Below are 20,276 nucleotides of genomic sequence, written 5' to 3'. Positions count from 1 at the left end.
CCGGGGCATGCTCTGCGTCAGTCTTTGGTGTTGCTGGCGGCCTTGTGGACGGCAGCGAGGAGATCCGCACGTTGGACCGGTTTCATCAGTCGAATATCTTCCGGTCTTAACCCGTTTCCGTGCACTGTTGCCTCTCTGGCATAGCCTGACATGAACAGAACTGGCAGGTGCGGCCAACGCTTTCTCAGCGCTTTGGCAAGACCAGTTCCCTGCAGTTTTCCGGGCATGACGATATCGGTCAGCAAGAGATCAAAAGTTGGGTCGGCCTCAAAAGCCGCAAACGCGGCGTCGCCAGAGGGGGTTGCCGTAACCTGATATCCCGCCAGTTCCAAAATGGTGACCAGTGTGGCGCGAACGGCGTCTTCGTCTTCTGCAACAAGTATTTTTTTGCCACCGCCTGACGCTTTACCATTATCAATCATAGGGTTGAGAGGGGGTGTCAATTCCGTTTTCGAGACAGGGAAATAGAGTTTGAATGTCGTGCCTTCACCGGGTTCTGTATAGACCTGCACGGTCCCAGCCGATTGTCGCATGAAGCCGAGGGTCATTGACAGCCCAAGGCCGGATCCCACGCCCGGCGGTTTCGTCGTAAAGAAGGGCTCAAAAATCGAGTCGATGACCTTGGCCGGAATGCCGGGCCCATTATCCCCCACAGCCAGCATCACATAGCGGCCAGGCGTTAACTCTTCCTGCCGCAGGTCGATATAGGTTTCATCGATCCGGACATTGGCAGTCTCGATTGTGAGTTTCCCGTGCCCTTCCATTGCGTCACGCGCATTCAGAGCCAGGTTCAACAGAGCACTTTCCAAAGAAGAACGGTCAGCTTCGATCGGCCACAGCCCCGCAAGGAGCGAGGCTTCGATCTCGACGCTTGCCGGCAGCGCGCGGGCCATCCAGTTCTTGGCTTCGCGCACCACATTATTGAGATCCAGCACCACTGGAGTGAGCGGAGCCTGACGTGCGAAGGCCAACATGTTTTTGGTTAAATCGGCGCCGCGCAGGGCGGCAGAAATTGCCGCATCGATCATCTCATTCTGAACCGGGGACGTTTCGATTTCGCGAAGCAGCTCAAGATTTCCGAGGATCACTGCCAGAAGATTGTTAAAGTCATGCGCCACGCCGCCGGTCAGTTGTCCGATACTTTCATTCTTTTGCGCCCTGCGTTATATCTCGCGTTCTTTCTCCATTTTTTGCTGCAATTGAACTTCACGTGTTGCCTCGAGGGAAATCGCTTTCACAAGGGTCCTGCCGTTTTCAGTTGTGAAGTTGCCGTAAAAGTCCAGCCATCGGGAATGCCCGTCGCGCGCTGTGATCCTGTAGCGGTAGCGGAGGGGCGAATTTGTCTCCCCGGCCTCTTTTATCGCTTTTAGGAACGGGCCGAGATCGTCGGGGTCGTGCATCTGGGCAAGCAGGGACTGGTCGGCAAGCAGCTCTTCGTCGGTGTAGCCCCAGATATCGACGCATTTGGGACTGATGTAGATAAGTTTAGGATTGTTCCAGTCGGTTACGTCATAGTCGACGAATGCGCCTGGCAGCTTTTCGGCGATCGAGGTCAGGTGCTCGCGTGAATTTTGCGCGCGCGTCTGTGCGTCGCGGATGTCTGTCAGGTCAGCATTCATACCGGTAACGCGTCTGACCTTGCCTTTTGCATCCAGCTCTGCCTGCCAGGTCGAGCGGATATACAGAAGAGTTCCGTCTTTGCGAATTGCCCGAAAATCGGCCTTTCCCTGCAGCAGGCCTCCCGCCCATGATTGCTTCATGTCTTCCCGTATGCGCTTTAAATCATCCGGGTGGATCATCGGTTCCAATTCTGAGAATGAAACTATCCCCGGTTCTCTGTCCAGCCCAAGCATTTGGATCATTCCGGCGTCATAGTAGGTCCCGGGTTCGCCCGGCTCCTGAACGAACATGCCCACGCCGGAGGCGCGCATGGCCAGGTCTAGCCTGTTCGCCACCTCGGCGGTTTGGTTGGCATGCATCGCTGCGCGGACTGCGAAATTTATGATTTGCCAGGTGATGAGAATAGCCAATGTGCCACTGCCGATAAATCCCAACGTGATCGGGGCGAGCGTCGCATATGGGGCAGGGGAGGACATGGTATTCGCGAGAAATAAGAAGGGTGGTATGTGCAGCAGCGCAAATCCAAGCACGAGCCAGCCAATTGCCGTTTTTTCTGTTTCCGGCCAGGTTGACAGCGGGCGCAGATAGCTGACTGCGAGCCCAACAACCGGAATGGAGAGGGTCATAAAGACGTCTGTCATTGGGGCAGGGCCTCCAAGCCAGAGCCTGTAAAACGCGCCCATCAGCCCAGCAATCAAAGCGCCGACTGGCCCACCAAGGTAGCCCGCAAAGATCAGCGGCCCGGACCTGGCATCAAACGGAGTGGTAAATGGCGCCACCACGATGCTGGACATTGCCAGAGAGATGACCGAAAGCCCGAAAAACAGGCCAAGCAAAACCTGTTGTGTTACTCTTTGGTTTTTCAGTCGGGCATTTGATAGAGTGACGTAAACCAGCACACCTGCCAGCGACAACGACGTAAGGCTTTGCAGTAAAAATGAGAACACTTTTTCTCTCTACTCTTCATGACGAACCAAAGCGGCCAGACAGCAACCTTTGGAACTCTTACAAACTTGGCAATTTTACACAACAGTCTTGCTTTTACGGAGGAAACAGCCACCTCTAAAAACCCCGAACCTTTGCGTCCTCTCCCCGACGATCTCTGGCCAGACGGCACAAATGGCGGCACAAATGGCGACATGAATGGAGGCACAAATGGCGGCTGAACTGGCGACATGAATGGAGGCACGAATGGCGGTTGAACTGGAGGCAAGAAAAGGGTCTCGAAAAATCACGCTGTCATTCCGACGGAACCCATTGGTGAAGTGCAAAATAAAAATGTGTTTATTTATTAGGATTTATCGGCTCTTTGCGCGCTTTTAGATTGGCGATGTACTGCCGCAGCAAAGACACGCGTTGGGGACGATAGCTTTCACCACTCTGTGCGTAGCCTTCAATGCGCGTGACATGGAACATGCGAAAATCTGCGCGCAGGCAACACCATGCCAATAGCATCACAGCCCTGTCGTGGTACGAAATCGCCAGGGGAAAAATACGCCGTTGCGTCGCGATACCCTCCCGGTCCTTGTAGCCAATATCAAGCGCCTCTTCAGCCCACATCGCCTCGCGCAGGAGTGTCATGTCAATGCTGGCCACAACAGGCGTGCTGAACCGGTGCACCAGGTTTACGGCATGCATCGCCTGGCGCTGTTGGCGTTCAGGTAGCGTCGCAAGAATTTTGGTCAAGGCATCTTTAGCGGCCTGCGCTAAATCAACATCGCCGCGTTGACTGACGTCAGACAGGCCAAGAGTGAGCGCTTCGATCTCAATTTGCGTAAATGTCTGTGGCGGCAACGCAGGGTCTTCGATCATGGTATAGCCAAGTCCCGCTTCGCCCTCGATCCGCGCACCTGCAGCCCGCAGGCTGTCGATGTCCCGATAGATCGTGCGCTCCGAGACCTCCATCGCAGCGCCCAGCCGGGCAGCGGTCACCGGAGGGGTCAGTCCCCGAATGAGATGAAGCAGGCGGAAAAGGCGGTCTGATTTGGCCATGGGGTACTCTACGCAAAACATCCTGACAGAATTTGGCAGGATGCTGGTGCCATAGGTGCCGCACCAACATCAATCAGGTTTTGAAAGGTCGCATGACATGCCAACTCTTTATCACTCGCCGCACTCCCGCTCCTCGCGGGTTATTTCCCAGCTCATGCTGATGGGAAAACTCGACCAGATCAAAGTGGTCATTGTTGATGTCGTTCGCGGCGATGGCAGCGGTCGCAGTGATCCAAACAATCCTCATCCCGAAGGGAAGGTGCCGTTTTTGGTGACCGATGACGGTGAGACCATTCGCGAAAGCGCTGCTATCATGATGTATCTTGATGAGCTGTTCGGATACCCCTTAGGGATCAAGCCACAGAGCGCGGGGCGCGGGGCATTCCTGTCCTGGATGAGCTACTATTGTGGCGTGTTGGAGCCTGCCATGGTGGCACAGTTTGCCAAACTGGATCACCCGGTTCTCAAAAGCAATTTCCGCACAATGACCGAGGTGAGTGCGCAGATTGTTTCTGGCCTGGGTGACAATGCCTACCTTGTCGGAGGCAAACTCACCATTGCGGATATTATTATGGGTTCCGCCTTTCAGTGGGCACCAGATCTCGCACCAGAGGCCCCGGCGGTCAAAGCCTGGCTCAAACGGGTTGAGGCCGCGCAAGATTGCGCCGGTTTACAGGCTTTTGAAACACAAGCCCTTGCAGCTCTTACGGTGTAAGCAGCCCCGCAGCAAAGATTACTCATCATACCCTAGGGGCGTTTGGGACGCTAAGCCCTATCAGTCCATCTGCGGAGTTATGCTGTGCAGAGTTATGCTGTGCAGAGTTATGCTGCGCGCAGTTATGCCGGGTCGGGCGCCAGGGTTTGCCAGTCCGATGAGGCTTCGAGTTGCGCCGCCAGTTGGAACAGGATGCCATCTTGACCAAAGCCGCTGACGATCTGCACACCAATGGGCAGACCATCGGGGTTTGATGTACCGGCAGGGTCATGGCGGGTTGGCCCGAGGCATTGAAAGGCACCGAAAAGGGGCTGAGGTCGAGCAGCAGTTCCACAAAGGGATCAAACTCCATTTCCTGATCCAGATGGGCCAGTCCAAGAGGATGCGCCGGACCGTTTGTGGCAGCGGTCAACAGAATATCATAGCGGTCAAAGAAGGCGCTCATCTTGCGCACCTCGGTGTTCACTGCGGCGGCCCGGGCGAGGTATTGATGCAACGATACCCCGGCGGCGTAGCGCATGGTGCGCTGGGTCATCGGCTCAAAGCCCTGCATTGGTCCGGCGGCAAATTCAGGCGGGAAAAAGCCAGCCAGCGAGCTCACAAGCAGGCGAAAGGCCTGAGAGGTCATCTCGGCGAAGTCGAAATCAGGCCGGGCCTCTTCGACCTCTCAGGCCAAGGTCGATCAGCTGTTGCGCGGTGATGGAGACGGCCTCAGCGCTGCTGGGATGGATCGCCTTGCCGTCAAAACGATCGCGCAGAAATCCCAATGCGCAGCTTGCGGGGCGCGCCCTTCAGCAGGGCCTCAAACCCGCCCTCTGGTGCGGCGGTGAAATAGGGGCAGCCCTGATCAGGGCCTGAGGTGACATCCAGCAGAGCGGCGCAGTCGCGCACCGTGCGGGTTACCGCATGTTCGTGGCTCATGCCAAAGTTGGGATCGCCCCGGTGCGGGCCAATTGCATTGACGCCTCTGGTCGTTTTCACCCCGACCAGCCCATTGTAGGCCGCAGGGATCCGGATCGAGCCCGCGCTGTCGGTGGCATGGGCGGCGGGAACCATGCCGCTGGCGACGGCTGCTGCTGCACCGCCACTGGAGCCACCTGCGCTCAGATCCGTGTTCCAGGGATTACGGGTTTTCCCCCAGGCCTTGCTTTCCGTGGTGATGGTCAGGCCAAATTCAGGCGAGGCAGTGCGGCCCAGCAGCCCAAATCCAGCCGTGCGCAGGCGGGACACCGTGTGGTGGAGTCAAACCCCATGTCTGTGCCGCGAAACATCTCGCTGCCATTGGACAGCGGCATGCCCTTGGCTGGGGCGTGCAGATCTTTCAGCAGGTAGGGCAGGCCGGTGAACCGCGAGACCTCAGCGGTTTTGTCCAGCGCGTCCAGGGCTTCTTCGAACTGGGTGAGGACAACCGCATTGATCGCCGGGTTCTGCGCCTCGATCTGTGCGATGGCAGAGAGCAGAATGTCGCGGCGTGATACCTCGCCGGCCTTTGCCAGAGCGGCCAGTCCGACCAGATCATAGTTCAGCCATTCATCGCGATTTAGCATTCATCATCTCCTCGGTCATATTTGCGCCTGACACAATATTCAGGATCACCGCGTCCGCATCACTGACCGAGACATAGGCATGCGCCATGGCGGCGTCGTAATAAACGCTATCGCCGGTCTCAAGCCGGATGGGCTCGTAGAGATCAGAGTGCAGCTCAACTGCGCCAGACAGCACAATCACCAGCTCTTCGCCGCTGTGGCGGATAGGGGCGGAAAATTCCGAAATGTCGCGCGCAGTCACGGTCGCATAGGTCGCATCAATAAGGCGATTTTTCAGCTGCGTTGCCATGGGTTCAAAGACATAGTTCTCGGCTTCCAGCCGCGGCAGTTCTGATCGGCGCGAGACGCTTAGTCTGCCTGTGGGCGATGATTTCGGGGTTTGCGCCGAGGCCCCGTCCAGGATCGAGACTATGTCGGTATCCAGCCCGGCGGCGAGTTTGAGCATCACGTCATAGGTCGGAGAGAGGTTTGAATTTTCGATCTTCGAAATTGTCGACAGCGCCAGGCCAGAGGCCTCGGAGACCTGCTTCAATGTCAGATTTTGCGATTGTCGCAGGCTTTGCACCATGGCGCCAAAGGCGGCGCGCTTGTCTTTGAAGGTCTCGGGAGTCTCGGTTTTGGACATGGATATTTTCCGATACGAAAATTTTCTTGACTTTTTTCCTATCATCAAACGATCCTGTGGACAAGGAGAACAAATGGCCTGGATCTTGCTTACTCTGTTTGCTTTGGCAGCTGTGCTGTCAGGTGTCGCCATCAGCTATGTGGCGGGTGCGGCGGCCGTTCTGGCCTTTGTTCTGACGGATCATGCCGCCTATCTGGGCATCCTGCCGCAGCGGGTTTTTTGCCAGATCGACGTCTTTACCTTTCTCGCCATGCCACTGTTTATTCTGGCCGGCGAGACCATGACCAAAGGCGGCGTCACACGGGTTTTGATTGATCTTGCGATGCTTCTGGTGGGCAGGCTAAAGGGCGGGCTTGGCTATGTGAATATCGCCTCCAGCGTGTTTTTGGCAGGAATTTCCGGCTCTGCCGTGGCCGATGCCGCTGCCACCACCAACACATTGGTGCCTGCCATGAGCGAGCGGGGATATTGCACTGAATTTGCCGCCGCACTGACAGCCGCCAGCTGCGTGATTGGTCCCATTATTCCGCCGAGCATCGTGATGATATTTTACGCGGCCTTGATGAATGTCTCGGTAGCCGCCCTGTTTGCGGGCGGCATCGTTCCGGGCCTGTTGATGGCGGTTTTCCTTGGGGGCTATAACTTTTGGATTGCCCGCAAAGAGGACCATCCCGGCGGCACGGCAGAAACCCTGCCAGCTGTAAAACCCACAGTATTGCGCGCTCTGCCGGCCCTGCTGATCCCTGTCACAATCGTGTCGGGTATCGTTTTTGGCATCGTGACCCCCACGGAGGCTGCCGGCCTTGCGGTGGCGATCACGCTTTGCCTTGTGTTTCTTTATGCCTGCTGGGACCAAAATGGTCTTGTTGGCGCTTTCAGGATCTCTGCCAATCTCGCCTCTGGCGCGGTAGAACGAACAGTCATGCTGACCGGGTCAATCTTTATGATCCTGTTTGCGGCGGCCGTGTTTGGCTACCTGATGGGCATTTTGAAAGTGCCGGATCAGATCGGCGCCATGGTGCAAAATCTGGGTCTGAACAGCACCTCCTATTTCCTGATTGCCAGTGGGGTGATGTTTTTGGCTGGTATGGTGATAGATATCGCCATGGCGCTGGTCTTGCTGGTGCCGGTCCTGATCCCGGCGGCGATCATTGGGGGGGCGGATCCGGTACATGTTGGCGTGGTTAGCTGCCTGAACCTGACGCTGGGCCTGATTTCGCCGCCCTTTGGCGGCTGTCTTATGGTGATCTCAACCGCCAGCGGCGTCACCTATATGCGGCTCTGTCTCGCTATCCTGCCCTTTCTTGCAGTGCAGATCGCCCTGCTCATCCTGCTGATTTTCTATCCCGCAATTACCCTCACCCTGCCACGGGTATTGGGGCTCATTCCATAATAAGACACATAAGGGAGACTATCATGAAACATGTTCTGTTTGCTGCGGCCACAACCCTGTTGACGGCGGCGCCGCTCTGGGCGGATGATATCAAGATTGCCGTTGGCTGCCCGCCGGTAGATGCCTGTTCAGACTATGTCTATGCCGAAGATCTGGCGGCTGGTCTGCGTGAGCAGGGGATGGAGGCCAGCGTTTTTGCCAGCGGCGCACTGGGCAAGGATCCCGAAGTTGTCGACCAGCTGAGCCAGGGTCTGGTGCAGTTTGGCCTGACCAATTTTGTGATGATCAAAGAGGTAGACCCCCGCATTCTTGGCTTTATCGCGCCTTACATGTTTGACGATATGGAGCATTTTTTCCGCGCCACACAGGACACCCAAAGTGATCTGCTGGATGAGATCAAAGTCGCGATGCAAGGGCAGGGCGTCAAGATCGCAGGTCTGCCGGGGCTTGGCGGCACCATGGGTGTTTTCAACGCCAATACACCTGTGACCAAGGTGGAAGACATGGCCAATTTGCGGCTGCGGGCGATTGATGCCACTCAAATTGAGCTTTTTAAAAACTGGGGCGTGCAGGGGGCGGTGGTTGATATGCCTGAATTTGCCGGTGCGGTGCAGCAGGGGGTTGTCGATGGATTATTACAACCCGCCGGTGGTGGCGCTGATCTTCCGCCATACTGAATTCCTCAAACATTACACCGATATTGGTGCCGGCACGCCGTTCCGCTCGGCCTTGATGTCTGCAGACTGGTACGCCGATCTCAGCGACGCGGATCAGGCAAAGGTGGATGAGGCGGTGGAGCAGGCCAATGTCAAAAACCGCGCCTGGACGGCAAAGGCTGCAGCAGGTGAGCTGGCCGGTCTGGAGAAATCCGGCGTGACCATCTCTACCATGTCGCCCGAGGCGCTGGCAGATCTGAAAACCCGCAGCTAACCGGCCTGGGCTGGCCTTATGCCTGCCGCCTCGGTTGAGGCCTTTCGGGCGCTCGCGGCCAAAACACGGTGAGAGATCTTATCCATCAAGGCAAGCGCGCAGGTCGACCGCGCTTGCCTGTTCATAGCAAAACTGGCGTTGATCGGCATGGCTCTTACGGTGCTGTTGCAGATCTGGGCGCGCTATGGCTTTGACTACCCGTTTAGCTGGACCGAAGAGCTGGCAAGATACCTGATGATCTGGGCCGGACTGCTGGGGGCGACCTGCGCCTTTAAGCGCCGTCTTGACCCAACGGTTGTACAGGTCAATCCCGAAGACAGAGGCCTTTGGAATAAGGTGGTTTTTGCCCTGACGGTGCTGATATTTTTGTCGCCCATCCTGTATTATTCCTTTTATGGCCCTAACATGAATTTTGAGCGCGGCTTTTTGTGGCGCAGCAGCAATCGTTTGTCGCAGGGGATGGGGGTGAATATGGCCCTTATCGGTGCCATTGTGCCGCTCAGCTGCGCTGTGATCGTGCTGCATCTCGCGGCGATTTTGACCAAACGTAAGGCCACTACATGACCAGCCCCGCCGTATTTTCCGCCGCAGATGTTTTTGCTGCGGTTGAGATCACAGATCTGTTGGATCCGCTTGTCGCGGCAATGATTGCGGTGTCCGAGAGGACCGCCAGCCATCCTCCCCGATTTGCGGCGCCGGTGAATGATCAGGGCCGCATGGGGTTGATGTATGGCAGTCTGGAGCGCCCGGCGCTGCATGGCGCCAAGGTCCTGAGCCTGTTTCCCGGCGCGCCGGCGGTGGGGCTGTCCAGCCATCAGGGCTTTGTTGTGGTGTTTGACAGCAAGGATGGGCGGCCAATTGCCATCTGTGACGCCGATGCGATCACTGCATTGCGAACCGCGGCTATGTCACTGCTGGCAACACAGACCCTTGCCAGGATTGATCCGCAAATTATCACAGTCTGCGGCGCAGGAGAGCAGGCAGAGTGGCATGTGCGAGGCTCCATCGCCTGTTTCCCACAGGCCATGATCCGTGTCTGGGCACGCCGCACTGACGCGGCCGAAGCCATGGTTCAGCGGCTTGCTGCCGGTTCAAAACAGGTCGTGGGTTTGGCTGATCTGCAACAGGCCGTGCGCGGAGCTGATGTCATCCACACGACAACCGCGTCAAAGGCAGCCTTCTTTTGCGGCGACTGGCTGGAGCCGGGGCAGCATATCAATCTGGTGGGAGCCAGCCTTGCGGCCACGCGCGAGCTGGACGACGCAGGTGTTGCCCGCGTGACGATGTTCACGGATTCACAAGAGAGCAGCAGCCGCGAATCCGGGGAAATTCTGGAGGCAAAAGAGGCGGGGGCGATCCCTGCGGACTATCCGGTTACGGAAATTGGCGAGGTTCTTGGCCGCCGTCATCCGGGGCGGGTCTCGCCCGGTGAAATCACGGCGTATAAATCTCACGGGCTTATTCTGCAGGATTTGGTGGCGGCGCATGAGGTGTTGTTGCGCTCTGCGTTGACGCGTCGCGCGCAGTAACTTCCTGCTGTGCCGCAGCACGGTTTTTCTCTCTGTTCTACGCCGCCATTTGGCAGTCATACTGGCAGGGATCTGGTGTTAAGCGCGCGGGGTAAGCCTCAGATATAGCTTGATAATACTTCCGGATACTTTTGGTGTCGCCTTTTGTGGATCCCTTTGGTTCTGCACAAAAACATGGGGTTCTGAAGGCACCCGGATTCGCTCGCTTGCATTCGCTTGCGTAAACCACAATTCTCAAACTGAATGAATCGGGAGGGACAAACTATGACATTTATGAAATCCGTCGGCGCGGCTGCCGCTATTGCCTTGATGATGACCACTGGCGCCTCGGCCCAGACGCGCGTCACCTATAAATCTGCCAAGGCGGGTTCGTCGTATTTCCAGATGGCCGCACAAATCGCCGAAGCCATGAAGGCCGGGACAGGCGGTGATATCTCTGTAACTGTCGAGGAAAGCCAGGGCTCGGGGCAAAATGTAATGGAGGTGCGGGCACGCGGCGGTGACTATGTTTTCACCACACCACCTGCGCTTGTTGGATTGGCCTAGGGCGGCAAGGCGATGTTTGAGGGCAAGGGCGACCCCGTATTTGACGAGATCCGCGCGCTGTTCCCGATCCCCTCATTGACCATGCATTTCGTGATGTCGGCTGAAAGTGGCGTGACCAGCTTTGCTGAGATGGAAGGCAAGACGATCTTGCTGGGCAGTGGGTCGTTTGGGGCGCGCGAGGGTGCGAAATATCTGGGTCTTTTTGGTCTTGAGGATAAAGTCACCATTGCGGATTCTGAGCTGTCCAATGCGGTGAACGCGCTGAAAAATGGCCAGATTGACGGTTTCGTGACTGCAGGCTCCTTTCCGGCGCCCAATGTGATCGAGGCTGCGGCCTCTACTGGCGTCACGGTCCTGTCGCTGAATGATGAGCAGATCAAAACCTCCAAGCGCACGCGCCTGACGATCCCGGCGGGCACCTATACTGGCCAAACCAACGATATCACCACAACCTCGCTTCCGGTTGTTGCCTATTCGACCACGAAGATGGACGACGACGCGGCCTATACCCTGACCAAAACCTTCTGGGAAACACGCGAAAACATGGCCAAGGATGCGCCGTGGTGGGCAGGTGTCTCCGTTGATATGCTGAGAAATATCACCACACAGATCCATCCAGGTGCCATTCGCTACTACAAGGAAATTGGCGTGGCGTTGAACGCAGACCATATGTGATGTGCATGCCTTGCCCTCGTTTGCTGCGCGGGCAGGGCGCTTTGATGCCATGACAACTATCCTTCCCAGTTTTATGCCAAAGACAGCGCGCCTGTGGGTCGTGCTTGGTGCCGTAACGGCCGTGTTTCACATTGGGCTGATCTTTTATGGATGGTGCCCAACCTTGTGGCGCGCCCGCTGCACATGGCACTGATTTTGCCCTGGGTGTTTTTATACTCTGCCAAAACGCCAATCGGATGGTGGTCTGGTTTGGTGATCACCGCCATAGGAGTCGCAGGCTGTATCTGGATCGCTCTCAACCACCAAATGCTGCGCAATCAATATGGGTTTTTGGAAAGCGGGTTTCAGGTGGCTCTTGCCATCACCCTGCTCCTGATCGCGATGGAGGGTGCGCGCCGCATGATTGGCTGGCCACTGCCCCTGGTGGCGCTGAGCGCGCTTTTATACGGGCTGTTAGGGCAGCATATTCCTAGCGAATTTGGCCATGCGGGCACCCGTTTGCGCAGTTTTCTGGGCACGCTTGTCGTTGCCGAAGGAGGGCTTTGGGGCAGTCTCACCGGCGTTTCGGTGGGGGTTGTCGCGATCTTTGTGATCTTTGGTGCGGTGTTGAATGCCGGTGAAGCCGGGCAGGGGTTTATGAATGTGGCTGCGGCTGCCGCGGGGCGTTTGACGGGCGGCGCTGCCAAAGTCTCGGTGCTGTCATCCGCGCTCTTTGGCTCGATCTCTGGCTCGGCCTCGGGCAATGTGGCCTCAACGGGCGCGATCACATTGCCGGCCATGACTAGGCTTGGCTATCCCAAACGTCTGGCCGCAGCGGTTGAAGCCGTGGCCTCATCGGGGGGGCAAATCATGCCGCCGCTGATGGGGGCGGGCGCCTTTGTCATGGTTGAGCTCACAGGGGTGCCGTACACGCAGATCATGATGGCGGCGCTGCTGCCGGCGATCCTCTATTTTCTGACTGTCTGGGTTGGCATCAATGCCTATGCCCAGCGGTTTGAGCTAAAAGCTGTGCCTGAAGATCAACGCCCGGCGCCCCGTATGGTGTTTGTGACCTCATGCTTTTTTCTGGTACCGTTTTCGGTGCTGCTGGTCGCGATGTTCGCGATGGGGTTTACCCCGCAATATGCCGCTGTTCTGGCCATTTTTGCAGGCGCCGCAGCGCTGTTTTTTGACGCCACGCCACGGATGAATTTGGCGCAGGGGTTCGAACGCCTGGGGCAGGCTTTCTGCGCGATTGGTCAGCAAGTCGCTATGATCGCGGCCCTTATCATCTGTGCGTCGATCATCATTGGCGTCCTTGGCATCACGGGACTTGGGATCAAAATCACCTCGGTGATCCTCTCGGGCTCTGGGGGCGCGCTTTGGCCGGCACTGCTGCTCACGGCGCTGGCATGTCTGTTGCTGGGAATGGAAGTGCCGACCACTGCCGCCTATGTCATTTGCGTCTCTGTGGCGGGTCCTGCATTGATTGCGCTGGAGTTGGAGCCCTTGCAGGCACATCTGTTTGTGTTCTGGTTTGCGCTGCTCTCCACAATCACGCCGCCCGTTTGTGGCGCGGTGTTCATTGCGGCGGGCATGATCGGTGAAAACTGGCTAAAGGTGGGGCTGACGGCGATGACGCTTGGCCTTGGGCTCTACATCATTCCGCTGGCGATGATCGCAAACCCTGCTTTGATCCAGGTCTCAACCGATACAGCAGGCGCATTGATTGCCTTTGTCCTTGTCGGATTTGGCCTGTCGTGCCTGTCATACGCTTTGATCGGGCAGACCAGTTGGCTCCGCCGTCTGGTGTTATCTGCTCTTGGAGTTGGCGCCTGCTTTGGGGCCTTGCTGGGTTTTTAGCACCGCAGCAAACCCGGCCAAACCGGGTTCTCCAAGCTTTGCAAAATCGTCCTGTAAATGGCCGGGGATAGAGGTTCCTTTGCTTTGATCAGTGGCGCGCGGAGCTTTCGTGGTTCGTCAATAAATCGAACTAGACAGATGATCGTCGATCATCAGTAGATCTAGAAGTGCATTCCCACAATCCTTTAAGTACTTGTTGTAAAGTGAAATAATATGGAGATTTTCGACAGATCAAAATGATTGACGTATATCATTTTGTGTGAATACTAAAGTCAGGCGAGCGGTGAACTACCATGGCTTAGGGAGCAAGTAGTGAGAAATCCAACACTTCATGACGTCGCCCATCTGGCCGGCGTAAGCTATGCGACAGCGGATCGTGTCGTGAACCGGCGTGGCAATGTCGCGGAGAAATCCGTGCTTAAAGTCAAGGGGGCGGTGGAGCAGTTGGGCTACGTTCGCAATGTATCTGCGGCAAAGCTGTCAAAGAACTCCCCACACCGGCTGGCGTTTGTTTTGCCTCATCGCTCACACACGTTTTTTGGCAGAATGCACGCGCAGCTCGACAGGTCGCAGCCACATCTGAAAATTGCGCGGATCTCATGTGATATCATTGAATTCGAGGCCTTTGAAGCGGGGGCTTTGGAAAAGGCTCTGTCCGGTCTTTTGGGGCAGAAATACGATTGCATCGCCTTTGTCGGCCAGGGGGCTGACGGAGCGAGTGGTGTTTTAGGCGCGCTGCGGGCCGAGGGCGTGCATATTGTTTCCCTGGTGTCGGATGGCCCGGAAGGCAGTCGCGATCACTATATCGGCATCGACAACGTCAAAGCAGGGCGCACCGCCGCCCGACTGGTTGGCATGGCACATCGTGGTGCTGCGGGATGTGTTGTTGTGACTGTGGGGGCAATGGATGTGCGCGATCATTTTGACCGCGTGACAGGGTTTCGTCAGGTTCTGGAATCAGATTTCCCAAATATCCAGATTTCGGATGTCATCAAGACCAAGGACCAGTCGGCTGTGATGCGGAGCAAGCTGCGCAGTCAGCTGGATCAAAACGCCGATATCACCGCAATCTACAATACCGGAGCCGGCAACGAGGGTGTTGTGGATCTTGTGCGTATTCTTGACCTGTCGGCATCGATTTTTTGCATCGTGCATGACTTGTCCAGTGTTGTGCGAACCGCCCTGGAAGAGGGTGTCATAGACATTGTCATCGACCAGCGGCCTGAAATCGAGATGAACCGTGCGTTGGCTCTGCTGCAGGCGGTTGTGGACGAGTTGCCACCGCCGCCGACGCCTGAATTAATTCCTGCGATTTATGTCCGAGGCCACCTGCCAAACGAACGCTCTTAAGACCCAAGCCTGTTTCGAGCCAAGCCTGTTGAGATGGAATTCAGTTGAGAACGAAAGACGCAATCAGATGACCAATTTCTTTCAAAACATCGAGCCTTTGCGATTTGACCCCGGCAGGACCGGCACTGCCTTTCGGCACTACAACCCTGACGAGGTTGTCATGGGTAAGCGGATGGAAGAGCATCTCCGGTTTGCCGTGGCCTACTGGCACTCTTTTGCCTGGCCCGGTGGCGACCTGTTTGGCGGGCAGACGTTTGAGCGCCCTTGGTTTGGCGACACAATGGAGCTGGCCAGGCTCAAGGCCGATGTGGCCTTTGAGATGTTTGACCTGCTTGGGGTGCCGTATTTTTGCTGGCACGATGCCGACATCCGGCCCGAAGGGACGACATTTGCCGAAAGCCGTCGGAACTTCGAAGAGATCATCGACTATTTCCCGGCAAAAATGGAGCGCCATAAAACCAAACTCTTGTGGGGCACGGCCAATCTGTTTTCGCATCGTCGCTTCATGTCAGGCGCTGCAACCAATCCCGACCCAGATGTCTTTGCCTGGTCGGCAGCGACGGTCAAACTGTGTATGGATGCCACTCATAAACTGGACGGCGAAAACTATGTGCTGTGGGGCGGGCGCGAAGGCTATGAAACCCTGTTGAACACAGACCTGAAACGCGAACGCCAGCAGGCGGGGCGGTTTTTGCAGATGGCTGTGGAGTACAAATATAAGATCGGGTTTAGAGGCGCCATTCTGGTGGAACCCAAACCGCAGGAACCCTCCAAACATCAATACGATTTTGACGTCGCCACCGTCTACGGCTTCTTAAGAGAGTTCGGGCTGGAGGACGAAGTGCAGATGAACATCGAGCAGGGTCACGCAATTCTGGCGGGCCATTCCTTTGAGCATGAGCTGGCTCTGGCATCTTCACTGGGCCTGTTCGGATCCATTGATATGAACCGCAATGATTACCAATCCGGCTGGGACACGGACCAGTTCCCAAACAATGTCCCCGAGGTTGCTCTGGCCTACTATGAGGTGCTCAAGGCCGGCGGATTCACCACCGGTGGGACCAACTTTGACGCAAAACTGCGGCGCCAGTCTCTTGATCCTGAGGACCTGATTGCGGCGCATGCGGGCGCGATGGATGTCTGTGCCCGAGGGTTCAAGGCCGCCGCTGCAATGCTGCAAGATGGCACGCTAGAGGCGATGCGAGATGAGCGTTACGCAGGGTGGAACGCTGCCAGCAGCAAGGCGCTGTTGTCCTCTGATCTAGAGGCGATCGCCGCTTTGGTTGAGGCGGACGGCATTGATCCGCGGCCCCGCTCGGGCCGTCAGGAAATCTCGGAAAACGTTGTGAACCGCTTCGTCTGAAGGCGGCCAGGGAGGAAAACCATGAAAACTATCAAAGGTCCCGCGCTGTTTCTGGCGCAGTTTGCAGGTGATGAGGCTCCCTTCAATTCTTGGGACAGCATCACCAAATGGGCGGCGGATTGCGGCTACAAAGGGGTGCAGGTTCCCAGCTGGGACAACCGACTGATTGATCTCGCAAAGGCGGCAGACAGCAAAGACTACTGCGATGAATTCAAAGGGAAGGCGGCGGAAAATGGCGTTGCGGTGACGGAGCTGTCTACCCACCTGCAGGGTCAGCTGGTCGCGGTGCACCCGGCCTATGACACGGCTTTTGATGGCTTTGCCGCACCCTCAGTTCAGGGCAATCCCGAAGCGCGCCAGCAATGGGCCGTTGATCAGGTGAAAATGGCGCTGACGGCCTCTAAACATATGGGCATTGGGGCGCATGCGACCTTCTCGGGCGCGCTGGCCTGGCCCTATATCTACCCATGGCCACAGCGGCCTGCCGGATTGGTGGAGACGGCGTTTGATGAGCTGGCCGCCCGCTGGCTGCCCATCCTCAACCACGCCGAAGACTGCGGCGTCGATGTCTGTTACGAAATCCACCCCGGCGAAGATCTCCATGACGGCGTGACCTATGAGATGTTCCTTGAGCGCACTGGCAATCATGACCGCGCCTGCATGCTGTATGATCCCTCCCACTATGTGCTGCAGTGCCTCGACTATCTCGACAATATCGACATCTACAAAGACCGCATTCGCATGTTCCATGTGAAGGATGCCGAGTTCAACCCGACGGGTCGGCAGGGTGTGTACTCGGGCTATCAGCCCTGGGTCGATCGCGCCGGTCGCTTCCGCTCATTGGGCGATGGGCAGGTCGATTTTGCCGCGATCTTTTCCAAGATGGCGGCAAATGATTTTGACGGCTGGGCCGTGGTTGAATGGGAATGCGCCATCAAGAACCCCGAGGACGGCGCCCGCGAAGGCGCGCAGTTCGTCAAAGACCACATTATCCGGGTCACGGAACGTGCCTTTGATGACTTTGCAGATGGTGGCACCGATCTGGCTGCAAACCGCAAAATGCTGGGGATCGACTGATGGCACGTATTCGTTTGGGCATGGTGGGTGGTGGCAATGACGCCTTTAGCGGCGGGGTGCATCGCATCGCCTCCCGTATTGATGATCGGTTCGAGCTGGTGGCGGGGGCGCTGTCCTCAACACCAGAAAAATCCGCCGCCAGTGCAGAGGCGCTGGGGATCGCGCGCTCCTACGGCAGTTTTACTGAAATGGCCGAGGCCGAGGCCAGTCGCGAGGATGGTATCGAGGCTGTCAGCATCGTGACGCCAAATCACGTGCAGTTTGCCGCCGCGCAGGCGTTTTTGGCCAGAGGCATTCACGTGATCTGCGACAAGCCGCTGACCTCGACGATGGAGGATGCCGCGAAAATGCAGCAGGCGGTTGCGTCCACTGATGCGCTGTTTGTTCTGACACACAACTACACGGGCTATCCCATGATCCGGCGGCTCGCGCCATGATCGAGGCGGGCGAATTAGGCGATATTCGCGGGGTTCAGGTGGAATACCCGCAGGACTGGTTGACCGAACCGATGGAAAACGAGGGCCTGAAGCAGGCCGAATGGCGCACCGATCCCAGCCGCTCTGGCGCCGGTGGCTCGGTGGGTGACATCGGTACGCATGCCCATAATCTGGCCTGTTTTGTCAGTGGCTTGTCGGTGCAAAGCCTCGCAGCAGATTTGCAGGCCTTTGGCGCAGGCCGCCAACTGGACGACAATGCCCATGTGCTGTTGCGGTTTGGCGGTGGTGCGCGCGGTATGCTGTGGTCCTCGCAGGTTGCGCCGGGCAATGAGAACGCTCTGAAGCCTGCGCATTTATGGCCGCAAGGGCGGGTTGGAATGGTCGCAGGAGGATCCAAACTATCTGTGGTTTACCCCATTAGGGGGCTGCAAACGTCTGATCACGCGCGGCGGATCTGGCGCCAATGCCGCCGCCGCCGCGGTCAGTCGCATCCCGGGCGGCCACCCCGAAGGGTATCTTGAAGGCTTCGCAACTCTCTATAGCGAGGCGGCTGACGCCATCCGTGCCAGGCAGTCCGGTGCATCGCGTGAAACTGCCATGGGCCAATTGCCGGGCATCGCCGCTGGCATGGCTGGCATGGCATTTATCAACGCCTGCGTCACGTCCTCGCAACAAGACGCCGCTTGGGTGACACTGTAATGTCCGAAGTCATGTCTGAAGCTGTCCTTTCCCTCTCTGGCGTGAGCAAAAGCTTTGGCCGGATTGAGGTGCTGCACGATATCGATCTGACGTTGCGCCGCGGCGAGGTGCAGGCTTTGATCGGCGAGAATGGTGCCGGTAAATCGACGACGATGAAAATACTAGCCGGATACCAACCCGCCAGCTCCGGACGTCTGTTTGTTGATGGGCATGAGACCCGTTTCGCCGACCTTTAACGACGGCGAGGCCGCTGGGATTGTTATGATCCATCAGGAGTTTAACCTGGCAGAGCAGTTGACGGTTGAGCAGAATATCTTTCTGGGCCGCGAGTTGCGCTGCGGCCTACTGCTGGACACATCCAAAATGCGCAGCCTGACGCGCAGCTTTCTGGATCGGGTGAAATGCGCTGTGGCGCCGGATGCTCTGGTGTCGTCTTTGTCAAATTCCGAAAAACAAATGGTCGAGATCGCCAAGGCGCTCTCTCGCGATGCGCGGGTGCTGATTATGGACGAGCCCACTGCCGTACTTACCACGCGCGAGACAGCCGTTTTGATGGCGCAAGTGAGCGCGCTGAAAGAGCAGGGGACAGCGATCCTTTTTACCTCCCATAAGCTCGACGAAGTGGCCGAGATTTCCGATGTCGTGAGCATCATGCGCGACGGGCGGGTGGTTCACACTGGTCCCACCTCGGAGATTGATGAAGACCGGATGGCCAGGGCCATGGTCGGGCGTGATGTCTCTGATCTCTACCCCGCCAAAACGGCTATTGCACCTGATGCTGGTGTTGTTTTGTCGGTCCGGGGGCTGTCTGTTCCGGGCTTTGCCAGAGAGGCCTCGTTTGATCTGAAGGCTGGTGAAATACTGGGGTTAGGCGGCATGGTTGGATCGGGGCGCACAGAGCTGATGGAGGGCTTATGCGGTTTGCGCCCTGCACTGGCAGAGCAGATCCTGCTCTTTGGCGAAAACCTGCAGATCAAGACGCCAGGGGACGCGCAAAAACGTGGGCTGTGCTATCTGACAGAAGACCGGAAACTGCGCGGGCTACTGCTGAATTGGGGCATGCGCGAGAACCTCACCCTGCAGACCCTATCTAAATTTGGCACCTGGCTTATCGACAAACGCTCGGAAGAGCGGGCGCTGGACAGCGCAATTGAGGACTTTGATATCCGGGCTGGCAGCCGCGACGTGACGGTCGGCAACCTGTCGGGAGGCAATCAGCAAAAGCTGCTCCTTGCAAAGGTCATGCTGTCCGAGCCGCGCATTCTGGTTGTCGATGAGCCGACACGTGGCATCGATATCGGGACCAAGCAACAGATCTATGTCTTCTTACGCGACCTTGCCGCACAGGGGGTCGCGGTGATCATGATCTCCTCCGAGATGCCGGAACTTATCGGCTTGGCTGACCGCATTCTGGTGATGCGGCAGGGGCAGATTGAGGGCGAGCTGGCGCAAGGCGATATCACAGAGGATGCCATCGTGCGCCTGTCCATGGGCCTTAGCGCCACCACGGCACGTCCCCCCACCGCCGAGATGGCAGGAGCCTGAGCAAATGACAGATACCACCACCACATCGGGCCAAACTGCGCGCAAACTGCCGTCAATGGCCGTGCTCGGGCCGCTATTGGCGCTGATTGTGCTGATTGTCATCGGCGGCCTGATGAATCCGAACTTTCTTGGCGCGGCCAATATCACCAATGTTCTGGCACGGTCTGCCTTTATCGGCATCATCGCTGTTGGTATGACCTTTGTTATTACCGCAGGTGGGCTCGACCTGTCTGTTGGATCTATGGCGGCCTTTATTGCGGGCCTTATGATCCTGGTGATGAATGCAGCGCTGCCGTCGATGGGGGTCGGGGTGCCGATTGTCCTGCTTGGCATGGTTGTGGCACTGGTTGCGGGCATACTTGCGGGGATGTTGAACGGGTTTTTGATCCCC

The 20,276-nt window shown here is 57.2% G+C and carries 20 protein-coding genes and 2 pseudogenes; 15 read left to right on the top strand and 7 right to left on the bottom strand.

The features are described from left to right. Positions 1 to 17: 17 nt before the first annotated feature. The 3 genes from B4968_RS21520 to B4968_RS21505 all read right to left on the bottom strand — a co-directional run bounded on the left by B4968_RS21520 (position 18) and on the right by B4968_RS21505 (position 3,612). The gene (locus B4968_RS21520) at positions 18 to 1,130 is read right to left on the bottom strand and encodes an ATP-binding protein (protein ID WP_277620980.1); all 1,113 of its coding nucleotides are present in this window, start codon (positions 1,128 to 1,130) and stop codon (positions 18 to 20) included. 33 nt (positions 1,131 to 1,163) lie between these two features. Further along, on the bottom strand, positions 1,164 to 2,534 hold the full coding sequence (locus B4968_RS21515; RefSeq protein ID WP_161492634.1) for a PAS domain-containing protein: 1,371 nt from the start codon (positions 2,532 to 2,534) through the stop codon (positions 1,164 to 1,166). Between the two features lie 370 nt (positions 2,535 to 2,904). After that, positions 2,905 to 3,612, bottom strand: a complete 708-nt coding sequence (locus B4968_RS21505; protein ID WP_083101250.1) for a helix-turn-helix transcriptional regulator — start codon at positions 3,610 to 3,612, stop codon at positions 2,905 to 2,907. Between the two features lie 97 nt (positions 3,613 to 3,709). On the opposite strand from B4968_RS21505, the gene B4968_RS21500 reads away from it, so the two are divergent. Beyond that, entirely contained in the window at positions 3,710 to 4,327 is a 618-nt protein-coding gene (locus tag B4968_RS21500) for a glutathione S-transferase family protein (RefSeq protein WP_083101249.1), read from the top strand. A gap of 25 nt (positions 4,328 to 4,352) precedes the next feature. Here B4968_RS21500 and B4968_RS21495 read toward each other — a convergent pair whose 3' ends face one another. The 4 genes from B4968_RS21495 to B4968_RS21485 form a co-directional block, all read right to left on the bottom strand. Beyond that, positions 4,353 to 4,955: an amidase family protein gene (locus B4968_RS21495; RefSeq protein ID WP_083101248.1), complete on the bottom strand. Its 603-nt coding sequence runs from the start codon at positions 4,953 to 4,955 to the stop codon at positions 4,353 to 4,355. A gap of 113 nt (positions 4,956 to 5,068) precedes the next feature. Beyond that, positions 5,069 to 5,557, bottom strand: a complete 489-nt coding sequence (locus tag B4968_RS25455; RefSeq protein WP_083101247.1) for an amidase family protein — start codon at positions 5,555 to 5,557, stop codon at positions 5,069 to 5,071. After that, complete coding sequence (locus B4968_RS25450) at positions 5,491 to 5,874, bottom strand: amidase family protein (RefSeq protein WP_139792962.1); 384 nt, start codon at positions 5,872 to 5,874, stop codon at positions 5,491 to 5,493. Before B4968_RS25450 ends, B4968_RS25455 begins: the two co-directional genes overlap by 67 nt. Further along, a complete protein-coding gene (locus B4968_RS21485; protein ID WP_083101246.1) occupies positions 5,858 to 6,499 on the bottom strand; it encodes a helix-turn-helix domain-containing protein in 642 nt (213 codons plus the stop codon). Before B4968_RS21485 ends, B4968_RS25450 begins: the two co-directional genes overlap by 17 nt. Before the next feature lie 73 nt (positions 6,500 to 6,572). Here B4968_RS21485 and B4968_RS21480 point away from each other — a divergent pair, with 73 nt between their 5' ends. The 14 genes and pseudogenes from B4968_RS21480 to B4968_RS21425 all read left to right on the top strand — a co-directional run. Beyond that, positions 6,573 to 7,892, top strand: a complete 1,320-nt coding sequence (locus B4968_RS21480) for a TRAP transporter large permease (RefSeq protein WP_083101278.1) — start codon at positions 6,573 to 6,575, stop codon at positions 7,890 to 7,892. A gap of 23 nt (positions 7,893 to 7,915) precedes the next feature. After that, positions 7,916 to 8,569, top strand: a complete 654-nt coding sequence (gene dctP / locus B4968_RS21475; RefSeq protein ID WP_241525919.1) for a TRAP transporter substrate-binding protein DctP — start codon at positions 7,916 to 7,918, stop codon at positions 8,567 to 8,569. Then, positions 8,520 to 8,822, top strand: a complete 303-nt coding sequence (locus B4968_RS24980; RefSeq protein WP_241525918.1) for a hypothetical protein — start codon at positions 8,520 to 8,522, stop codon at positions 8,820 to 8,822. The genes dctP and B4968_RS24980 overlap by 50 nt, the downstream gene beginning before the upstream one ends. Positions 8,823 to 8,969: 147 nt before the next feature. After that, positions 8,970 to 9,386 (top strand): TRAP transporter small permease, encoded by a 417-nt coding sequence (locus B4968_RS21470; protein ID WP_083101245.1) that lies wholly within the window; start codon positions 8,970 to 8,972, stop codon positions 9,384 to 9,386. After that, positions 9,383 to 10,351: an ornithine cyclodeaminase family protein gene (locus tag B4968_RS21465; protein ID WP_083101244.1), complete on the top strand. Its 969-nt coding sequence runs from the start codon at positions 9,383 to 9,385 to the stop codon at positions 10,349 to 10,351. The genes B4968_RS21470 and B4968_RS21465 overlap by 4 nt, the downstream gene beginning before the upstream one ends. Positions 10,352 to 10,615: 264 nt before the next feature. Further along, complete coding sequence (locus B4968_RS25970; RefSeq protein WP_338153333.1) at positions 10,616 to 10,897, top strand: TAXI family TRAP transporter solute-binding subunit; 282 nt, start codon at positions 10,616 to 10,618, stop codon at positions 10,895 to 10,897. Positions 10,898 to 10,909: 12 nt separating this feature from the next. After that, entirely contained in the window at positions 10,910 to 11,572 is a 663-nt protein-coding gene (locus tag B4968_RS21460) for a TAXI family TRAP transporter solute-binding subunit (protein ID WP_338153332.1), read from the top strand. A 150-nt stretch (positions 11,573 to 11,722) separates the two neighbouring features. Continuing rightward, a complete protein-coding gene (locus tag B4968_RS21455) occupies positions 11,723 to 13,414 on the top strand; it encodes a TRAP transporter permease (RefSeq protein ID WP_241525917.1) in 1,692 nt (563 codons plus the stop codon). A 312-nt stretch (positions 13,415 to 13,726) separates the two neighbouring features. Continuing rightward, on the top strand, positions 13,727 to 14,764 hold the full coding sequence (locus tag B4968_RS21450; protein WP_083101243.1) for a LacI family DNA-binding transcriptional regulator: 1,038 nt from the start codon (positions 13,727 to 13,729) through the stop codon (positions 14,762 to 14,764). Positions 14,765 to 14,831: 67 nt separating this feature from the next. Continuing rightward, on the top strand, positions 14,832 to 16,127 hold the full coding sequence (gene xylA, locus B4968_RS21445; protein WP_083101242.1) for a xylose isomerase: 1,296 nt from the start codon (positions 14,832 to 14,834) through the stop codon (positions 16,125 to 16,127). A 21-nt stretch (positions 16,128 to 16,148) separates the two neighbouring features. Beyond that, complete coding sequence (locus tag B4968_RS21440) at positions 16,149 to 17,204, top strand: sugar phosphate isomerase/epimerase family protein (protein ID WP_083101241.1); 1,056 nt, start codon at positions 16,149 to 16,151, stop codon at positions 17,202 to 17,204. Beyond that, positions 17,204 to 18,340 (top strand): annotated as a pseudogene (locus B4968_RS21435) (Gfo/Idh/MocA family protein). The gene B4968_RS21440 and the pseudogene B4968_RS21435 overlap by 1 nt, the downstream one beginning before the upstream one ends. Before the next feature lie 11 nt (positions 18,341 to 18,351). Next, positions 18,352 to 19,885: pseudogene (locus B4968_RS21430) on the top strand (sugar ABC transporter ATP-binding protein). A 4-nt stretch (positions 19,886 to 19,889) separates the two neighbouring features. Beyond that, positions 19,890 to 20,276, top strand: a 387-nt coding sequence (locus B4968_RS21425; protein ID WP_162495052.1) for an ABC transporter permease subunit, incomplete at its 3' end; no start/stop codon positions are given.

The organism is Pseudophaeobacter leonis (assembly GCF_002087335.1).
GTDB classification, from domain to species: Bacteria; Pseudomonadota; Alphaproteobacteria; order Rhodobacterales; family Rhodobacteraceae; genus Pseudophaeobacter; species Pseudophaeobacter leonis.
This window is presented reverse-complemented; position numbering and strand designations above follow the sequence as displayed.

What these genes read in the sequence shown, in the direction of transcription:
- B4968_RS21460 (WP_338153332.1), top strand. Translation starts at nt 10,910, where the DNA reads ATGTTTGAGGGCAAGGGCGACCCCGTATTTGACGAGATCCGCGCGCTG.
- B4968_RS21505 (WP_083101250.1), bottom strand. Translation starts at nt 3,612, where the DNA reads ATGGCCAAATCAGACCGCCTTTTCCGCCTGCTTCATCTCATTCGGGGA.
- B4968_RS21455 (WP_241525917.1), top strand. Translation starts at nt 11,723, where the DNA reads ATGGTGCCCAACCTTGTGGCGCGCCCGCTGCACATGGCACTGATTTTG.
- B4968_RS25970 (WP_338153333.1), top strand. Translation starts at nt 10,616, where the DNA reads ATGACATTTATGAAATCCGTCGGCGCGGCTGCCGCTATTGCCTTGATG.
- B4968_RS21485 (WP_083101246.1), bottom strand. Translation starts at nt 6,499, where the DNA reads ATGTCCAAAACCGAGACTCCCGAGACCTTCAAAGACAAGCGCGCCGCC.
- dctP (WP_241525919.1), top strand. Translation starts at nt 7,916, where the DNA reads ATGAAACATGTTCTGTTTGCTGCGGCCACAACCCTGTTGACGGCGGCG.
- B4968_RS21500 (WP_083101249.1), top strand. Translation starts at nt 3,710, where the DNA reads ATGCCAACTCTTTATCACTCGCCGCACTCCCGCTCCTCGCGGGTTATT.
- B4968_RS25450 (WP_139792962.1), bottom strand. Translation starts at nt 5,874, where the DNA reads ATGCTAAATCGCGATGAATGGCTGAACTATGATCTGGTCGGACTGGCC.
- B4968_RS21480 (WP_083101278.1), top strand. Translation starts at nt 6,573, where the DNA reads ATGGCCTGGATCTTGCTTACTCTGTTTGCTTTGGCAGCTGTGCTGTCA.
- B4968_RS21465 (WP_083101244.1), top strand. Translation starts at nt 9,383, where the DNA reads ATGACCAGCCCCGCCGTATTTTCCGCCGCAGATGTTTTTGCTGCGGTT.
- xylA (WP_083101242.1), top strand. Translation starts at nt 14,832, where the DNA reads ATGACCAATTTCTTTCAAAACATCGAGCCTTTGCGATTTGACCCCGGC.
- B4968_RS21440 (WP_083101241.1), top strand. Translation starts at nt 16,149, where the DNA reads ATGAAAACTATCAAAGGTCCCGCGCTGTTTCTGGCGCAGTTTGCAGGT.
- B4968_RS21495 (WP_083101248.1), bottom strand. Translation starts at nt 4,955, where the DNA reads ATGACCTCTCAGGCCTTTCGCCTGCTTGTGAGCTCGCTGGCTGGCTTT.
- B4968_RS24980 (WP_241525918.1), top strand. Translation starts at nt 8,520, where the DNA reads ATGGATTATTACAACCCGCCGGTGGTGGCGCTGATCTTCCGCCATACT.
- B4968_RS21470 (WP_083101245.1), top strand. Translation starts at nt 8,970, where the DNA reads ATGGCTCTTACGGTGCTGTTGCAGATCTGGGCGCGCTATGGCTTTGAC.